The following is a 16,758-nucleotide window of genomic DNA, read 5'->3' on the forward strand; positions in this document are numbered from 1 at the left end:
GTGTTAGGAGTAACAGGACTGCCAGGTTCTACTATGTTTATTATGATATTGCTATCGCTCATAAACGAAACCTCTCTTTTTATAACCTTTCTCTATTGTCTAGATTGTTGTATAACCTTTATGGTTTAATTTTAGCATAAGTGGGGTGGAGAAAGCAAGAGGGTTTTTGGAGGAAAATTGGACGGATGAAAAATACACCCGCTTTTAGCGGGTGTATTGTGGGTTCTAAGAAACTCCAGGAATTTTGAATGCGCCAGGATCGGAGGCTTGAGGGGCATAAACTTGATCTTGCATCGCTGGTTGAGAACCGAGCGAGGTAGGAGTAGGCTCTACCGGCGGAGCGGCGGGCTGGATAGGCGCTACTGGCTCCATTGGCGCAACGGTCGCTTCGGATGCAGGGGTAGACATATCGATAGGCGGAGCTGGAGGCGGAGGCAAAACTTCTTCGCCTGGCATAGGCATATAATTAATTTCGGGAACGCCGTTAATCTCTGGCGTACTAGCAACTTGGGGCGCCATCATGGAAGCAGGGTTACTATCGCCAGGCATAGCGGCCGGAGTGGGCATGCTGCCACCCAAACCAGAAATAGCGTCTTCTAACATTCTACCGTATTTTTCGGAACCTTCTTCTGGGGTGGTGAGATCCATATCTGCTGGTGGTTGAACAACTTTTTCGGGGCGATCACTATCACCAATGAACCCTTCTTCCCCAGGAGTTTGAGGCTCTTCGGGCGATACTGGAGGAAGCGTCGGCTCGCTAGGCTCTGCCAAATTCGGTTCCGGAGTTGGAGCTACAGTTGGAACCGGAATGTCTTCTGCTAAATTAGGCATTGGTTCGCTAGGTGCAACTTCGGCTCCAGCTACCGGGGCTGGCGCCTCAATAGCTGGAGCACTGTTAAGCTCACTCTCTACGATTGAAGTATCAGACGGATTACTATCTAATTTAACTGGTTGGTTGCTGGTATCTGGAACTGTCTCACTGCCAGCGGTAGCCAAGCTAGCTTCTGCGGCTTTGAGGTCATCTAAGAGAGTAGAGGTTTCTTCGGTAATAGGAGCTTCTACTTCTTTAGTTTCGTCGACGTTTTCCGCGTCGCCGTGCTCAATGTCAAGCTTAGTAGGATCGGTATTGCGCTTAGGAGAGTTGTCACCTAGCAACGAGTAGAGTTCGTTGTCTACATCTGGAGTGATGTTTTTGGAGATAAGTTGCTGATTAGCCCCGGATTGCATTAAGCGAGACGATATCTGCATGGTGTTCGGAGTAGTTTTGGCGTTGGAAAAACGATTAGTGGCGGCAACGATACCGGTGAGGAATGCCGTTGCTTCTTCTTTCTCGATCTTGGCCTTGCTATTGATACTATATAGTAATTTCGCAATCATCTCGGACACGGAGCTAGCTGACTTATCGCTCCATTCAATTTCGCCAAACTTGCCAGGATTACCAGTGGTAATATTAATAATCACAGCATCGTGCATAATACGGCCGTGTTCGCGCAGAGCAGAATCCAAGTCTATACCGTTAGCTACATCAAGCGCCAAGACCAAGTCTACATTATAATCGCCGTAAGAAAATTCAAGATCTTCCTCGCCAATGCGAGTTTTATATGGAGTGATGAAGATTTTGACGTATTCGCCGTCCAGTTTGTAGCGTAAATGATCGGCTTTTTCTTTATTCAGAGCAATGACGAAATCTTGCAAAGTATCTGCAGTTGGCTCGAAGGTTTCTTCTGGCTTGAGAAATTCGAGAGCGTTAGGCGTAGAACCGGAATAAATGGCCGTGGCACGCTTACCAAGTTTATCTAAGAAGAGAGACAAACCGATAGCGGCAGCCATTTCGTCTACGGACGGGTCGCTAGATAAGGCTACTAGGACGTTCTGCGCTTCAGCAATTTTTTTGACAACTTCTGACTGAATATCTGGATCTGGTACAGAATCGACAGGCGCATCGGCAGCAGACGGCATGGTAGGCTCAACAATGGTGTCTGAAGCCGGCGGGACAAAAGCTGCCGCAGGGTTAGGCATCGGTGCGTCTGATACTGCCGCATCCGAAACCGAGGCCTCAGGGACTGGTGTAACTGGATTAGTAGAAGCCGAATTTTGATCCATACTTAGATGTTAGCATAAGCTCAAAAAAACCGCAAGTCGTTTTAAAGGCTTGTTCAGGGATTTACTCTTTACTTTTTGAGATAAAAGAGTTATAATAGGCAAAAGTCATTAATTTTTAATCTAAATAGGAAGAAAATGCCGATTATTAAATCTGCCAAGAAGGCTGCCCGGCAGGCGGAAAAGCGTACCGAGCATAACGTAGAAATCAAAAAAGCAATTAAAGCCGCGCTGAAGGCTTTTAAGGCTAGCCCAACTCTAGAGACTCTCGCTAAGGCACAATCTGAGTACGATAAGGCCGTGAAAAAAGATTTGATGAAGAAAAACACCGCTGCTCGTCGCAAAGCTAAACTACACAAGATTGCGAAGGACGCAGGCTTGAAGTTGGAGAAGAAGGCCGCTGAGGTAAAAAAGGAAGCTGCCAAGACTACCGCAAAGGCAGCAAAGACCGTGAAGAAGACTGCCGAAAAGGTTGAGACTAAAGCGAAGAAAGCCGCAACAAAAAAGACTGCACCAAAAGCCAAGGCTGAATAGAAGTAGATTTAAGATCTAGATCGAGTTTAGAGAGTTCACGCAGGGCTCTCTTTTCTTTGATCCCCTGTTTTTGCTTAAAGTCTTTCAGGGCTTGCGAAATCATGAGACCACAAAACATAATTGGGTCTTCTTCGGCTTGGATTTTTTCTAGCATCTGGACGGCCTTGGCGCCATCATGCTTAGCAGTACGGTAAATATCAAAGACCAAACCAAGGTTAGGATTTTTGGGGAGGGTGAATTCTTGGAATTCAATTTGACCTTTAAGAGTTTTATAGGTGGCTGAGCGCTTGTCTAGCTTAAGCTCCAAGATTGCGACCTTGTGGGGGGTGTTCAAATAGTCCGAAAGTTTTTCGCAAACTGGCTTATTGGCAGTAAAATCACGAATAAGAATAGCGCGACTATCTGCAAAAAGTGAGTTACCGAGAAAAATACTGGGGAGATCTGCCGGGGTGAGGTCGGCTCCTTCAATAATCTCGTAGTCTGTAGTGCCGAGAAACTTAGTAATTTCCTGTTGGGCACGAACACGATCGTCACCATAGAAGAGCTTAATCATTTTTGGCCTTCTTGTCGGAATTTCGTGGTGTGCTAGTTACCGTATTCGCAGGTGCGGTTTGACAGTGCGGGCAAAGATGAGTGCCTCGGCCCGCCACACGAATTTTGATGATTTCGGTATTGCACCTTGGGCAAGGTTGGCCTTCTTTATGAAAAACTTGAGCAAATTTTTCTAGATAATCGCCTTTGGTGCCGTCCGCTTTGACGTAGGTAGCCATGGTAGAACCACCAGATTCAATAGATTTAGTCATAACTTCACGAGCAGCTTGAAGCAGTTTTTCGGCTTCTTCCCTAGTAATCGTCCCGGAACGTCGCTTAGGATGGATTTTAGCAGCAAAAAGTGACTCATCAGCATAAATATTACCAAGTCCACAAATGATAGATTGGTCCAAAATGGTGGCTTTGATGAGTGAATTCTTGTGTCTTTGGAGTTTGTCGTAAAGTTCGTCTGAGGTCATAGCCCAAGGCTCTTTGGCAAGTTTTTGAATGAAAGAATCTTTTTCTACCTCTGTAGCGGGGAGAACTTTAATGAAACCAAATTTACGTTGATCGTTGAAATAAAGAGTGCCGTTTGAGAACTTGAGAACTACGCGAGTTTGCTTATTAGGAAGCTCGGCTAGGAAGTTTTCGCTGGGATGCCCGGCAGCGTAACGCTTTGGTGCAGGACCAGCGCTAGAAATGGGCCGATCGCCATCATAGATAAGCTGGCCAGTCATGCGCAAGTGAATCATTAACGAATGGTTATTGTCTAAGTCCAGAACCAACGCTTTGCCGAAGCGGCGAATACTTTTGATGGTTTGATTCTCCGCTAGTTTTGGTTGGCCATGGAAAGATTTATCGCAAAAAACTTCGATTTTAGTGATTTTCTTTTCTAAAATAAACTCTTTGAGACCACGACGGATAGTTTCCACTTCTGGCAGTTCTGGCATTCTTGCTCCTTTCCCTGTATTTTAGCATATTTTAATAAAATTGTGGAAAACACCACATTTAGCGTAAAAAAGTACTTGACTCACACTATATGTGGGGTTTATAATGAAAAACATAACGGTAATACTAAAAACAATAAGTGGTGGTAACGCCATAAAAAGGAAAAATCATGAAGAAAATTGTTTATCGCAACCCTAACGACATCGAAAATTTTGACATGAAGAGGTTTTTGAAGTCGCTAAACAAGTATGCGAAAATTTCAGAGAAAGAAGCTAAAGAAGCTTTGGCAGAGTTTGACCAATACGAAACAATGCACGCGTCCTGCTTGGTAGAGGTTGGAGTGAAATTAATCAGCGAAAAAGCTGACGAAGATGCGGCAAAAGAATATTTCGACGCACACGCAGAATACTTTGATGAGGGTAAGTTTGAAAGACTTCGCCGCATTACTGGGTATCTTGTGGGGACTTTGGATCGTTGGAACGATGCCAAAAAAGCCGAAGAAAAGGCCCGTGTAAAACATTCGGTTAATTCTGCGATTGACGACGCCGAGCGGCTGGTGGCACTAGAGACCCAAGCCATGGAACATAATATCGCCTACGCGACACGTTAATTTTCGAGCAACTTACAGATGAGGGCCACCAGAAGGCCCTTTTCTGATGGGTGGGATTCGGCGATCAGAAGCGCCAAAGCGGTGAGAGCACGGTCGCTGATTTTGGTTTCGCCGTTTTTAGTAAGATGGTAGTCGTTAATGGTAAGAAAAACTACAAAAAGTAGCGCGCCGATGCGTTTGTTGCCGTCGTAAAAGGGGTGGTCTTTGATGATAAGATAAAGGAGGTTAGCGGCTTTTTCGGCAATAGACGGATAGACGTCTTTATCATTAAAAGTTTGCGAGATGGCGCCAAGACTAGAATCAAAGGCGTTGCCACGAGGTTTACCAAAGAGGCTGTTTCCATTGACATTTGCTTTTAGTTGTGTTATAATACTATTACACTCAGCTGGGGTTAGGGTTTTGGTCGCCTTCTTCCCCTTCCCGAAGGAGATGTAGCCCTCATCAAATTCTTGTAAAGCCTTAAAACTAGGGGCGTATTTAGTGATAACCTCTAGGATGCCTCCCGCTTCGCCGGCCGATAACTCGGCAGTAGAGACTAGACGTTTGACAATGCCGAGAGCGCCCTCGATCTCGTGGAGTTTTTTGGCATCTAGCTCCTTAAGGCGAGGCTGATTGATAGCAACGCCGTTTACCACGTAATTATGCAAGACCTTGGTGGCCCAAATACGGAAATCGGTGGCCTTTTTAGAATTGACCCGATAGCCAACAGAAATGATGGCGTCGAGATTGTATACCTTAATTTTACGGCGAACTTCGCGGTTCCCTTCTTTGCGAACTGCGAAAATTTCTTTCGCAGTTCGAGTTTCATCGAGCTCTTGGTCATTGTAAACGTTTTTGAGATGGATCTCAATACTACGCCTGGTAACATCAAATAGATTCGCAATTTGATCGATGGCCGCCCAGATGGTCTCTTGCTCCTTATCGACATTAAAAATAATGTCACCTTTTTTAATTTTGTATAACTCGATGTTATTCATATTTACACTATAGCATATTTGATTTGAACTTGCACGTTTTTTGTGCAAGTTCAGTTTATAATTCGCCCCAATTGTGACCGGTAGTGACATCGACGGCGAGCTTGATGGCCAACTCGGGTGCGACAGATTCCATTTCGTGCTTGAGGATTTTGGCTACGTCTTTAGATATGTTTTCGTCGCACTCTACAATAAGTGAGTCGTGTACTTGCATTACGAGTTCGGCACCAGCCGGAAGAGCGCGGTCGACGTTGATCATAGCGCGCTTCATGAGATCGGCTTCGGTGCCCTGAATCGGCATATTTTGAGCAGCACGTTCAGCTGCTTGACGGACAAGAAAGTTAGCAGATTTGACATCCGGTGTAGGACGACGGCGACCATAAAAAGTTTCGACGTAACCCTGTTCGCGAGCTTGTTTCAAAATACTCTCAAGTTTGCGTTTGATGGGAGCCCGAAGTTCAAAATAGTTGTTGATGAATTGCTTGGCATCAGCGATAGACATCTTGGCGGCATCGGCCAACCCCTTAACACTCATGCCGTAGAGTACGCCAAAGTTAATTACCTTAGCAGCTCGCCGCTGATTTTTGGTGACCTGATCGAATGGTACATTAAAGGCTTCGGATGCAGTTTTGGTATGGATATCAATACCGGAGTTAAAGTCACTAATTAGCGCCTGGTCGCCAGCTAAAATGGCGGCGAGGCGCAATTCGAATTGAGAATAATCGGCGGAAACCAATACTTTGCCGGCTGGCGCGATAAAGCCAGTGCGAATACGCTTGCCTTCCTCTGTACGAACCGGGATATTTTGCAAATTTGGGTTTTGGGAAGATAAACGACCGGTGGCAGTAACGTTCTGGGTGAAAGTAGTATGGATGCGGTCGCTAGCGTCAGCTAAATCTGGCATGGGAATAATGTAAGTAGAAAGCAGTTTGGCCGCTTCGCGATATTCGATAATTTTGGCAATAATTGGGTGAAAATCTTTAAGTTTTTCAAGCTCTTTGGCACCAGTGGAATAACCACGGGCGGTTTTTTTGATACCTTTGACTGGCAACTGGAGATTAACGAATAGAATTTCACCCAGTTGATAAGGTGAGTTGAGGTTAAATTCTTTGCCAGCAAGAGCGAAAATTTCATGTTCGATTCTGTCGACTTCAGCGGAATATTCTGCTCTGAGATTGCTGAAATAGGTTCGATCTATCAGCATGCCCTTTTGTTCCATTTTGTAAAGAACTGGGATAAGCGGGAGGTCAAAATCGGTGTATATATTATATAGCCTAGGATATTTTTCTAGTTCGGCTTTTTGCTTTTGGTATTCTTCTTCTGGGATAGATAGGGTGGGTTGTTCACGAGATAGTGGATTGAGGAGAAAAGCAGCTTGAGATAAGTCCCAGAAAGGCTTGCCGGATAAAATTTCAGCGACGATTTTGTCGTTGCTGTGCATGATAGACTTAATGTCCCAACCAATAATAATATCTTTCTCGTCTATCGGAAAACTCATTTGGGGCTCATTCGACCTCGTTTGCTCAGGCCCATCGTTATGGGCTTCGCTCACTTCGCTTGCCTCGTGAGACTCGCGGGACACGGTCTTTTGAACCCCAACTTGAGTTTTCCGTGATATACTATCAAGTTTTTGTATCTTTCGAATTAATGAGTTGAATTCTAATTTCTTTAAACCGGCGATGACTTGGTCGCGATCGAAACGAAAGTCAGGAATTTTGGCCAGAGAGACCGGTGCGTCAAACATAATCTTGGCTAAATCCCGCGACATGTAAGCAGATTCTTTCCCTGCCTTAAGTTTATCATGGACAGAGCCGGTGATTTTGTCTAAATTATTGTAGATATTATCCAAGTCGTTGTATTCATTCAATAATTTGGCAGCAGTTTTTTCGCCGATACCGGGTACACCTGGAATATTATCAGAAGAGTCGCCTTTTAGAGATTTTAGATCCAAAAATTGGGATTTTTTAATGCCGTATTTTTCCTCTACTTCAGCAACGTTGATTTGTTCGATATTGGAAAAACCTTTGAGAATACGCCACATATAGGTGTTGTCGTCAACAATTTGAAGCATATCGAGATCGGAGGAAATGATGTAAGTTTCGTATTCACACTTGCCGGAAGAATCTAGAGTCTCGTCTGCCTGTCGGCTTAACGTGCCGATGATATCGTCGGCTTCGTAGTCGTCAATTTCTACGAAAGTCCAACCGAGATTAGAAATCAACTCTTCGAGAAGTGGGATTTGAGCATAAAAGTCATCACCAGGTTTGGTACGCCCAGCTTTATATTCTGGATAGATTGCACGGCGACGGCTAACAGAAGTTTTCGAGTCCCAGGCCACTATAACTTTGGTAGGGTTCAACTTTTTGACAATCTCCATAGCAATAGCGGCAAAGCCGTAAATGCCGCCAGTAGGGGTGCCATCCGAGAGGCTTAAAGGGCCCATGGCATAGTAACCACGATAGAAAACAGATTTACCATCAATAAGCACTAAGCGTTTCATTATAATCCTATATACTCGCGGCCTGGTCGGCGAGCAATTAATTGTTTGATTACTGGGAGAATCTTGGGGACTTGGTGACATGAACCAAGCTCACAAATATCCGTGGTGTCTTCTGGATTAAGATTAAGCGAAGCGGTACTGATCCCGTCATAGACTAGAACGGTGCGATTAACTGTGTTTTTTTCGAAACTTTCATCTTCAACAAAGATACTATCATCATACACGTAATATGTAGTACGGACATTGCTCCCTTCGATGTAATTATCTGTGACGGAAAATTTATATCCCACTGGTATGACAGCAGAGATTTCGCTGTTCATCATGCTTAAAAAAGTGGAAAGTAGTATTGCAATACACACAGCTGCGGTGCCCCATAGAGTATAGCGCATCCAATTGCCTTTTTTGTAAGCAATAGAGGTTAGCTCAGCGGAGCCACTCAAAATTCAATCTCCTTTAAGATCTTGTCTAGGTTTGTGGTTGTTTCTTCTATAGTGCCATTATTAAGGATATAGTAGTCTGCCGCAGCAATCGGGCCACCTTTTTCTAGGTTTTCAATCTCAGAGCGGTCACGCTCACGGATAGCGGCGGCGTCGAAGGCACGACCGGGACGGTTAGCCACGCGCTTGTAACGTATTTTTTTGTCTACTACCACAGCGAGAAAAGTGAGATTCCTAGGAAATTCATGCTTTAAGGTTTTATATTCAGTCCATGAATAAACCCCATCTAGCACAATGCGTTTTTGGCCGGCGGCGATGAGGTCTTTGGCTTCTGCTATAACTTGACGTACAACCCAATCCTTACCTTCGGTATCACGGATCATCTCGCGGAATTCTTTTTCGCTTTCGCCGTCTTCAGTGCGAGCAATTCCCCGTTTTTCCATTTCTTTGTAGATCATACCTCCGAAATAGACTTTTGGATAACCTTTGCTGGTCAAGTGGTCTACGACGACAGACTTGCCGCTGCCGCTCATACCGACAACAGCTAGGATTTTTACGTTCTCCATACAATAAGTATAGCATATCTATGCTATAATAGGGTATGGCGAATTTTTTTACTACCAAAGACCCGTTAGATAAGATTATCGCACAGACTTTTCCTGAGAAAAAAATTGAGAAGACTGAACATATTTTGACCGGGTGGACGAATATCGTAATAGAAGTTACTACTGATGATGGTGCGTACTTTTTTAGGTTTCCTCGCAATCCGTTTTGGTCAAAAATGATCGTGAAAGACGCAGCAGTCTGTAATTTTGTAGATGGTAAGACTAGTTTTTATACACCGCAAATGGCTTTACATTACGACGAAAAAAAGCGGCCGTATTCGGTTCATCAAAAAATCGAAGGGTATACGTTGGGTGATAGGATTTACCATCTTTCACACACGGCGTTAACTGGCGCGGCGTATGACGTAGCAAAGTTTATTAAGGAGCTTTCTGGCATAGATTTGCGTGACGCGCCAGAAAAAGTGAAGTATCCTTTAAGTGATTTTTTACACGAGCTAGATTACGAACATTATGATAAGCACATAGATGCCGACCATAAATATATTAAAGAAACTGAAATGCGAAACTTAGTACATGGAGATTTGAACCTAGGTAATATTTTGCTAGACAAGAATGACAAAGTGATAGGCGTGATAGATTTTTGCTTTGCGGGAACGGGTAACTCAAATATGGATGTCGCGCGAATGGTGTCACGCCCAGCACCGGAAGAGTTTGAAAAAGAGTTTTTAAAATATTTTGATAATCAGAACGAAATCCAAAGGATGCGAAAGGCCTGGAAGAATATCGATAATGGCTATGCCGAGCACATTCGCGCTAATTTTCCTGAGATTAATTTGAACCAGTTATAAAAATACCCCCTCGTTTGGGGGTATTTTTAGCTAAAGTCAGTTCGGCTAATCTTTTTTACCGTTTTTAATGCCGCGGGCGATGCCCTCAGCGACGGAACCAGCAATGTTGCCAGCGGAATTTGCTACGGTCGGGGTCATCTCATCTATCCCTTCCTTGGCAACTGGCATAACGGATTGTGCGTGATAGGCCAAGAGTGCGCGTCGCTTAGTGATAAGCCAAATAGCCAATGCTATGCCGGCACTAGCTAGGATAAAAAAACCGCCAAATGCATAAAGTGGGATATATTGCTCTGGCATTTCCTTATCATAATATACTGTGTAGTTGGCGTGTTCCAATTGAAATGCTTCGCTTTCTAGGTCCATAATTTGACTTTGTAAGTTGCTGGCTTCCCTTTGGCATTGGTTACGCTTAGCAAACCAATCTGAATCCCCCATGTCCATAGAGTCACATTCGGTTTCTTTGACATCATATTGCTGTTGCAAAGAGACAAGCTCGGATTCAACTTCACCTAGCCTCTGCTCGGCGGCAGCAACTTTAGCTTGCACTTCTGTGGTAGCAGCAGCTTCCCTTTCGGCATTAATTTGGCCGGCTTCGTTGGTTTTAATAATGCCAAGGATGATTAAGCCTAAGCCAATAAGCAACCCAACGATAAAAACGGACAACGAAATAGTTTTAAACTTTTTGTTGACCCTCTGATAGTTCTCTTCTGTTAAATATTGTTTTTGCATTTTTCCCTTTCTGTCGCAAAAAAGCGACCATATACTTAGTCGCTAAACGTTCACAACCGGACTTAAAGGCTCAGTTGCGTATATGGCCGCTTCCTACCTTTAAGTTTCAAAAATGAATTGTGAACGTTTAGCTATAGAAATTATAGCATAATTATTTATTAGTGAGATAGGCAATTTTGGCGTCGCGGCGAATATCGTCATCCGTAGCAGGAAGATCTTCGCGAGCGGAGTACTCAGTAAAAATATCTATACAATTTTTAATTGGGCCGTCGTAGATAGGGGGTTTGTCATATACGCTCCACAAAATAATTCGCACATCTGGTGCGTTTTTGGCGTAAAAATCAAGGGCATACGAAGTGGCACGAGCAAATTCCTGTTCAGTAGCTTTGCTGTGGCGCCAAGCACGATTAGAAAGAAAGTGCGCAGTAATAACAGGAGAAACAGCGATCATTAAGAACAACATCTCATAGTTTGATCCTTTGAGCATTTTTAGCAAAATTGCCTCGATTTTTGGGTCCAAGAGAGTTACGTCTAGTGTAATATCGTAATTATTTTTGATTAGTTCGGCTAAAGTGAGGAAAAGCATGATGGTGGCAAATTCGTCAGTCATTTTACGAAGATTAGAATCGCCATAAAACTCTTTAATTTCCCGATAATGTGGGTGATACTCCACAAAACAACGAGCAGCAATGAGGATAGGTTCAAAATTATTTTTTTTGCAATATGCCTCTACGGCTGGCAAGATTTGTGTTGTCTTTCCGGAGCCAGAAAGCCCTGCGATGCGGATGAGGTGGTGATTCTTGGTGGCAGATAAGGTAAAATCATCCACTGCTTTTTTTAGGATAGCTGGATATTCGTCTAAACTAACTTGCCACTCTGGCTTGACTTGACTAGGCCAGTGAGACTTCATATATTCAATGACTTTGGCAAGTTCTGAGTTTTGTTGCATGGTAATTCCCTTATTTATGAATTACTTTGATATATTTCTCACCCTTTTTAATCTCAATACTCTTGATGTCTTTGAAAGTTCTATACTCACCTTCGGCTTGGAGCTCTACGGTGGCGGGGTTGGTAAACTCCAGAATGTCGTCAGTAGTAGGCGTGCCAGGAGTGCGGGTGAAAATGGCGGCGACCATCAACTTGGTTAAGCGCCAGAGGTTAGTAAGGCGGCAATTCTCACTACGGAAAACTTTGGGTTTTAGGTAATCATCGCCGCCTTTCATCACGCGACACATAGATTTGCCACTTAAAGCACAGTAGTCGCTGATTCCCTTAGCGGTTTTCTTGCCATTTAGAGTAAATTCGGGAATAAAAACTTTTTTATGACGATTTTTGAAATACCACTTAGCGAGAGCTAAATACGAGCGCCAAGAGCTTTTGTGCCCTTTTTGCATGGACTTGCGGAACTTAGGCTCGTCGAAAAGTTCGCAAGCTTCAGCGGTCATACCGATGGTAACGTAACAAGTAGCATAGCGGAAGAATTTACCATCCACGATAATTTCCAGAGGATAGAGCTTTTTAACAGTAGATTCTGAACTTAACACATCGGCAAGAGTCTTAGTTCCGAGAGTACGAGAAAGATCGTTAAAATTACCGTAGGGCAACACGGCAAGGGTGGCGTCTTTACCGGATTTGATGATGCCGTTAGAAGCGATAATTCCAGTAGCATCACCGCCAGCGGAAACTACTAAGTCGCCGTCTTTGATAATTTTGGCAAATTTATCGGCATTTTGGTCGACGTCAGTGTTTTCGACTTTGTACTTACCGATAATGTAGCCCTTGAGATTTTTAGCTGGAGTAAGAATCTCTTTCTCCACATCAATAAAGCGTGATGAACGAGGATTATAAACGATGATAAGACGTTGCATGTGGGAATTAGCCTCCGAAAGTTGGGAGCAGCCACTTGAGGGCAGCATAAATCAATACGTAAGCGACCAAACCGATAACGATTTCAAACATGCGGCGCTTGGCCTTGCGAGTTTTCTCTTCACTGCCGCCAGCAGTGAGATACTGAATGCCAACGATAGTGATACCAATAACACCAAGAATACCAATACCAATAGTCATGATGTCGACAACGAAGTTGAGAACGCAAAAAATACTACTGCCTTTACCGTTGTCAGTAGCGCAACTTTCCAATATTGAGACGCTAGCCTTCGAATCTTCTGCCATTACTGGCGTGCTAGCAACAACAGAAACTCCCAGGACAAGTGCCGCAATGATTGATAAGATTTTTTTCATATACCTCCTACCTTAAATATTCGTGTAATTTTTTGGTGTCTTTATTTTTGCGTAATTTGGAAAGGGCCTTAGCTTCAATTTGACGAATACGCTCACGGGTGACATCAAACTCATTACCAACCTCCTCTAAAGTGTGCGGACGACCACCACCAATACCAAAACGTAAACGGATGATTTTTTGTTCCCTATCCGTTAATGTTGCGATAATTTCGGAAAGTTGTTCTTTTAAAATTTGGTTGGCAGCAGAATCTTCGGGAGAAGCGCGTTCCTCGTCTTCGACAAAGTCGCCAAGAACGGAATCCTCGTCGTCGCCCTCGCGACCAACGGAAGCATCAAGAGAAGCAATGTCTTGTTTAATACGCATGACATAGTCGATCTTGTCTGGCTCCATGTCTAGGGCCTTAGCGATTTCTTCGTTGGTGGGCTCACGGTTGAGTTCAGAAGTAAGTTTGCGAGTAGTTCTGAGCACTTTATTGATAGTTTCAACCATGTGAACGGGGATACGAATGGTACGAGCCTGGTCGGCAATAGCACGAGTGATGGCCTGACGTACCCACCAAGTAGCGTAGGTGGAGAATTTGAAGCCTTTGTCCGGATCGAACTTTTCAACAGCGCGGAGCAAACCAGTGTTCCCTTCTTGAATGAGGTCAAGAAAATCTAGGCCGCGGCCACCGTAACGCTTAGCAATGGATACGACCAAACGCATGTTCGATTCAACCATTTTGTCTTTGGCTTTTTTGTCACCTTTGACAATGCGTTGGGCAAGTTCGGCTTCTTCTTCTGGAGTAAGTAAAGGTATTTTGCCGATTTCGCGCAGATAGAGACGCACGGAATCGTCAGCAAAAGCATCGACGTTTTCAGCGGTGATAGCTAATTCTTCATCAGAGAGTTCTTCCTCATTTTCGAGATCGCCCGTCTCTGGTTCGTCTAAGTCTATTGTTAAGTCTTTTGCATTCAAAATATTGTCTTTTTTAGAGCTCATTAGGTTTAGTATAATCTAATTTAGGAGTTTTGGCAAGCATAGGGATATCAGACAATCAAAATAGTTATTTTGATTGTTGTAAATCTCTTATCTCTCGCAATACCTTATCATATTCTTCATTGTCTTCGGATAAATTTTCTAGCTGTTCGCTGAGTTCTTTGATTCTCTGCTTTTTGGTCATGGCATTGTAACGGATTAGTAGTTCTTTGGCTTCACGTTCGTAATCAGTATTATCGGAAAGTTGGTGTTCTGAGTTAAAAATTAGTTCAAGCTCGGCGAGTCGGGTTTCGTCCTCGGGGATTTCGAGCGGAATTTGAGTTTTGCTAACACCGCCAAAGATTTTAAGTGCCAAAAGATTGTTCTCTAATTTTCTAATGGTGTCGTTTTTAACTTCGGTCTTAGGTTTTTTAAGGTGTCTCTTAGATTGTTCTAATTTTTTATTCAATCTTTCACCCTTTTCGCGCAAAATTGACACGTCAATGTCCAATTTCTTGGCGACTTTTTCTTCGTAGCTAGCACGTTCTACCTCGTCTTTGATATAATCTAGTAGTTTTAATGCAACGTCAGAATATTTACGCTTGCCAGGAGCGGAACTTAAATCTACGCTCTCTTCATATTTCTTAAGTAGCCATTCTACGGCGGGGACACTTTTTTGTACGGCAGCTTGCCAGAGTGCCGGATCTTTTTGGATAAGTTCGTCCGGATCTTTGGCGCCATGGTAATCAGAAATTACAGTAAGATCAATGCCTAAATCACCGGCTAGCATAATGGCGCGCTCGGTAGCCTTAACGCCGGCAGCGTCACCATCATAAGCGAGTCGGATATCCGAAGTGAGATTAGAAAGCGCTTTTATATGTTGTTCGGTCATGGCGGTACCACTTGTGGCTACGGCTTCTTTGACGCCGGCTTGGTGAGAGGATATAACATCCATATTCCCTTCTACTATCACTACAAAACCATTGCGGCGAATAGACTCTTTAGCCTGATACAAACCAAAGATGAAACGAGACTTATTAAAAAGTAAAGTATCGGGAGTATTGAGGTATTTTGGCTCGCCTTTGCCGAGGATGCGCGCAGTAAAACCAATGACGTTGCCGGTAGTGTCGATAAACGGCACCATCATACGGTCGCGAAACATATCTGATTTAAAACGGTTGAGTAAACCTGCTGCATCTAATTCTTCTTCCGTAAAACCGCGTTTTTTGAGTACTTCCAACAAAGCTTTGCCGCTTGGTGGCGCATAACCGATTTTGAATTCTTTGACGGTGCCTCGGTTGAGATTGCGCTGATAAAAAACGTATTCGCAGACATTTTTACTACGAGTCAAACAGACCTGGTAATATTTTGTGGCAAGTGCTAAGGCCTCACGTGCACGAGATTTTTTACGGGAGACTTGAGGGTCACCACCACGATATTTGGTGAGGTCAACTCCAGCCTGACCGGCTAACTTTTCTAAAGCTTCGCGAAAACCGACTCCTTCTACTTCCATAATAAAAGTAAAAATATCGCCACCCTTGTTGGCGGAGAAATCATGCCAAATGCCTTTTTCAGGCGAGACCATAAAACTGGGGGTTTTGTCTACACCCCAAGGAGAGCGGCCTTTCAAATTACGGCCAGATCGTTTTAGCTCCACATACTGCCCCACCACATCTTCCACCGCTAGTCGGGATTTTATTTCCTCCTTCGCGTCTTGCATATGGTATAATTATAGCATATGGATAGGCAAGAGTATCTTAACCAGATTTCTGCAGTCAATCGCCCGGCAAAAAAACCGAAAAGTGGGATTTTTGCTTCGAAATTCTTCTGGGCGGGCGTAATTGGGGCCGCAGCTCTTGTGTTTATTCTTATCATAGGAGCGATTTTGGGTGGTGGTAAAACTAGCGACAAAGAAAAGCTCTTTGCTCTGATTTTGCATATTGACAACACCACAGAGGTAATAGGTGAGTATCAGTCCAATGTAAAGTCTTCTGATTTACGTTCATACAGCGCATCACTAAATGGCGTCTTGTCCAATACTAGTAAAGATTTGACTAACTACGCTGCCGAAAAATATAATTTTAAGGCTAAAGACGTAGACAAAAACATCGTGGAGGAAGAGACCACGTCAAAGGATGGCTTGAAGTCTGAGCTGTTTGAGGCAAAAATCAACGGAGTGCTGGACCGCATTTACGCGCACAAGATGGCATACGAGATCTCCCTGATTACTACGCGCGAGGCGCAATTGATTAGATCAGCCGGGAACGAAACACTGAAGCAAGCTTTGACAACTTCTTATAACAGCTTGGATAACTTGTATAGTAAGTTTAACGATTTTTCGGAAACTAATTAAAGAAAGGTAAAAAAAATAATGGCAAAATCTGAAGAAGCGGCAAAAATTAAAGAAAAACAAGGGCTAAAAGAAGAGTTTATCGAATTCATCAACCGTGGCTCCATGATAGACTTGGCGGTAGGTGTGGCAGTTGGGGGAGCATTCACAGCGATTGTCAATTCCCTAGTTAATGATATAGTGATGCCCGTGGTAGGTTTATTGATTGGCGGCGTAGATTTTACCAATCTGGCGATTCGTGTACCGAATTTTTTCGGAACTGGCGACGAAGCGGTGATTGCTTATGGTAATTTTATTCAAAATGTAGTGCAATTTTTGGTAATCGCTTGGGTGATCTTTATGGTGATTAAGGCTATGAACCGGATGAATCGCAGGATAGATGCGAGAAAAGCAGCAAAAGAAGCCAAGGCTGCAAAGAAATAATTATTCTCG

Annotated in this window: 17 protein-coding genes and 1 pseudogene; 5 read left to right on the forward strand and 13 right to left on the reverse strand. The window is 43.7% G+C overall.

The features are described from left to right. Positions 1-225: 225 nt before the first annotated feature. Positions 226-2,103, reverse strand: coding sequence for a DHH family phosphoesterase (locus G3RUM_RS02410; protein ID WP_129735029.1), 1,878 nt, complete (start codon positions 2,101-2,103; stop codon positions 226-228). A 135-nt stretch (positions 2,104-2,238) separates the two neighbouring features. Here G3RUM_RS02410 and rpsT point away from each other — a divergent pair, with 135 nt between their 5' ends. Then, positions 2,239-2,634: a 30S ribosomal protein S20 gene (gene rpsT / locus G3RUM_RS02415; protein WP_129735031.1), complete on the forward strand. Its 396-nt coding sequence runs from the start codon at positions 2,239-2,241 to the stop codon at positions 2,632-2,634. On the opposite strand, the gene G3RUM_RS02420 is transcribed toward rpsT, so the two are convergent. After that, positions 2,579-3,187, reverse strand: a complete 609-nt coding sequence (locus G3RUM_RS02420) for a DNA polymerase III subunit delta (protein WP_129735033.1) — start codon at positions 3,185-3,187, stop codon at positions 2,579-2,581. The genes rpsT and G3RUM_RS02420 overlap by 56 nt on opposite strands. Beyond that, a complete protein-coding gene (mutM, locus tag G3RUM_RS02425) occupies positions 3,180-4,115 on the reverse strand; it encodes a bifunctional DNA-formamidopyrimidine glycosylase/DNA-(apurinic or apyrimidinic site) lyase (RefSeq protein WP_129735035.1) in 936 nt (311 codons plus the stop codon). The genes G3RUM_RS02420 and mutM overlap by 8 nt, the downstream gene beginning before the upstream one ends. Before the next feature lie 419 nt (positions 4,116-4,534). Between mutM and nrdD the strand changes: the two are divergent. After that, positions 4,535-4,723: pseudogene (gene nrdD / locus G3RUM_RS03915) on the forward strand (anaerobic ribonucleoside-triphosphate reductase); the annotation flags it as partial. On the opposite strand, the gene G3RUM_RS02435 reads toward nrdD, so the two are convergent. The 4 genes from G3RUM_RS02435 to G3RUM_RS02450 are packed head-to-tail and all read right to left on the reverse strand — an operon-like array spanning position 4,720 to position 9,200. Beyond that, entirely contained in the window at positions 4,720-5,700 is a 981-nt protein-coding gene (locus tag G3RUM_RS02435; protein WP_164998340.1) for a virulence RhuM family protein/type II toxin-antitoxin system death-on-curing family toxin, read from the reverse strand. The pseudogene nrdD and the gene G3RUM_RS02435 sit on opposite strands and share 4 nt — an antisense overlap. Positions 5,701-5,755: 55 nt before the next feature. Beyond that, positions 5,756-8,197 carry a DNA polymerase I gene (locus G3RUM_RS02440; RefSeq protein WP_164998341.1) on the reverse strand — a complete coding sequence of 814 codons (2,442 nt, stop codon included), beginning with the start codon at positions 8,195-8,197 and terminating at the stop codon, positions 5,756-5,758. Then, a complete protein-coding gene (locus G3RUM_RS02445) occupies positions 8,197-8,586 on the reverse strand; it encodes a hypothetical protein (RefSeq protein ID WP_206660900.1) in 390 nt (129 codons plus the stop codon). The genes G3RUM_RS02440 and G3RUM_RS02445 overlap by 1 nt, the downstream gene beginning before the upstream one ends. A 47-nt stretch (positions 8,587-8,633) precedes the next feature. Further along, on the reverse strand, positions 8,634-9,200 hold the full coding sequence (locus tag G3RUM_RS02450) for an AAA family ATPase (protein ID WP_129735043.1): 567 nt from the start codon (positions 9,198-9,200) through the stop codon (positions 8,634-8,636). A gap of 35 nt (positions 9,201-9,235) precedes the next feature. Here G3RUM_RS02450 and G3RUM_RS02455 point away from each other — a divergent pair, with 35 nt between their 5' ends. Further along, on the forward strand, positions 9,236-10,048 hold the full coding sequence (locus G3RUM_RS02455) for a phosphotransferase family protein (protein WP_129735045.1): 813 nt from the start codon (positions 9,236-9,238) through the stop codon (positions 10,046-10,048). A 45-nt stretch (positions 10,049-10,093) separates the two neighbouring features. On the opposite strand, the gene G3RUM_RS02460 is transcribed toward G3RUM_RS02455, so the two are convergent. From G3RUM_RS02460 to dnaG, 6 genes are all read right to left on the reverse strand, one after another. Further along, a complete protein-coding gene (locus G3RUM_RS02460; RefSeq protein WP_129735047.1) occupies positions 10,094-10,777 on the reverse strand; it encodes a hypothetical protein in 684 nt (227 codons plus the stop codon). Positions 10,778-10,928: 151 nt separating this feature from the next. After that, entirely contained in the window at positions 10,929-11,726 is a 798-nt protein-coding gene (locus tag G3RUM_RS02465; protein WP_129735049.1) for a zeta toxin family protein, read from the reverse strand. Between the two features lie 10 nt (positions 11,727-11,736). After that, complete coding sequence (locus G3RUM_RS02470; RefSeq protein ID WP_164998343.1) at positions 11,737-12,645, reverse strand: diacylglycerol kinase family protein; 909 nt, start codon at positions 12,643-12,645, stop codon at positions 11,737-11,739. A gap of 7 nt (positions 12,646-12,652) precedes the next feature. Next, positions 12,653-13,018: a hypothetical protein gene (locus tag G3RUM_RS02475; protein WP_129735052.1), complete on the reverse strand. Its 366-nt coding sequence runs from the start codon at positions 13,016-13,018 to the stop codon at positions 12,653-12,655. A gap of 7 nt (positions 13,019-13,025) precedes the next feature. Beyond that, entirely contained in the window at positions 13,026-14,000 is a 975-nt protein-coding gene (rpoD, locus tag G3RUM_RS02480; protein WP_129735054.1) for an RNA polymerase sigma factor RpoD, read from the reverse strand. Between the two features lie 64 nt (positions 14,001-14,064). Next, positions 14,065-15,696: a DNA primase gene (dnaG, locus tag G3RUM_RS02485; protein WP_129735056.1), complete on the reverse strand. Its 1,632-nt coding sequence runs from the start codon at positions 15,694-15,696 to the stop codon at positions 14,065-14,067. 18 nt (positions 15,697-15,714) lie between these two features. On the opposite strand from dnaG, the gene G3RUM_RS02490 reads away from it, so the two are divergent. Beyond that, the gene (locus tag G3RUM_RS02490) at positions 15,715-16,329 is read left to right on the forward strand and encodes a hypothetical protein (RefSeq protein WP_129735058.1); all 615 of its coding nucleotides are present in this window, start codon (positions 15,715-15,717) and stop codon (positions 16,327-16,329) included. A gap of 18 nt (positions 16,330-16,347) precedes the next feature. Continuing rightward, a complete protein-coding gene (mscL, locus tag G3RUM_RS02495) occupies positions 16,348-16,749 on the forward strand; it encodes a large conductance mechanosensitive channel protein MscL (protein ID WP_129735060.1) in 402 nt (133 codons plus the stop codon). Positions 16,750-16,758 lie beyond the last annotated feature (9 nt).

The sequence above is a fragment of the Candidatus Nanosyncoccus alces genome, from assembly GCF_004138395.1.
Lineage (GTDB): Bacteria > Patescibacteriota > Saccharimonadia > Saccharimonadales > Saccharimonadaceae > Nanosyncoccus > Nanosyncoccus alces.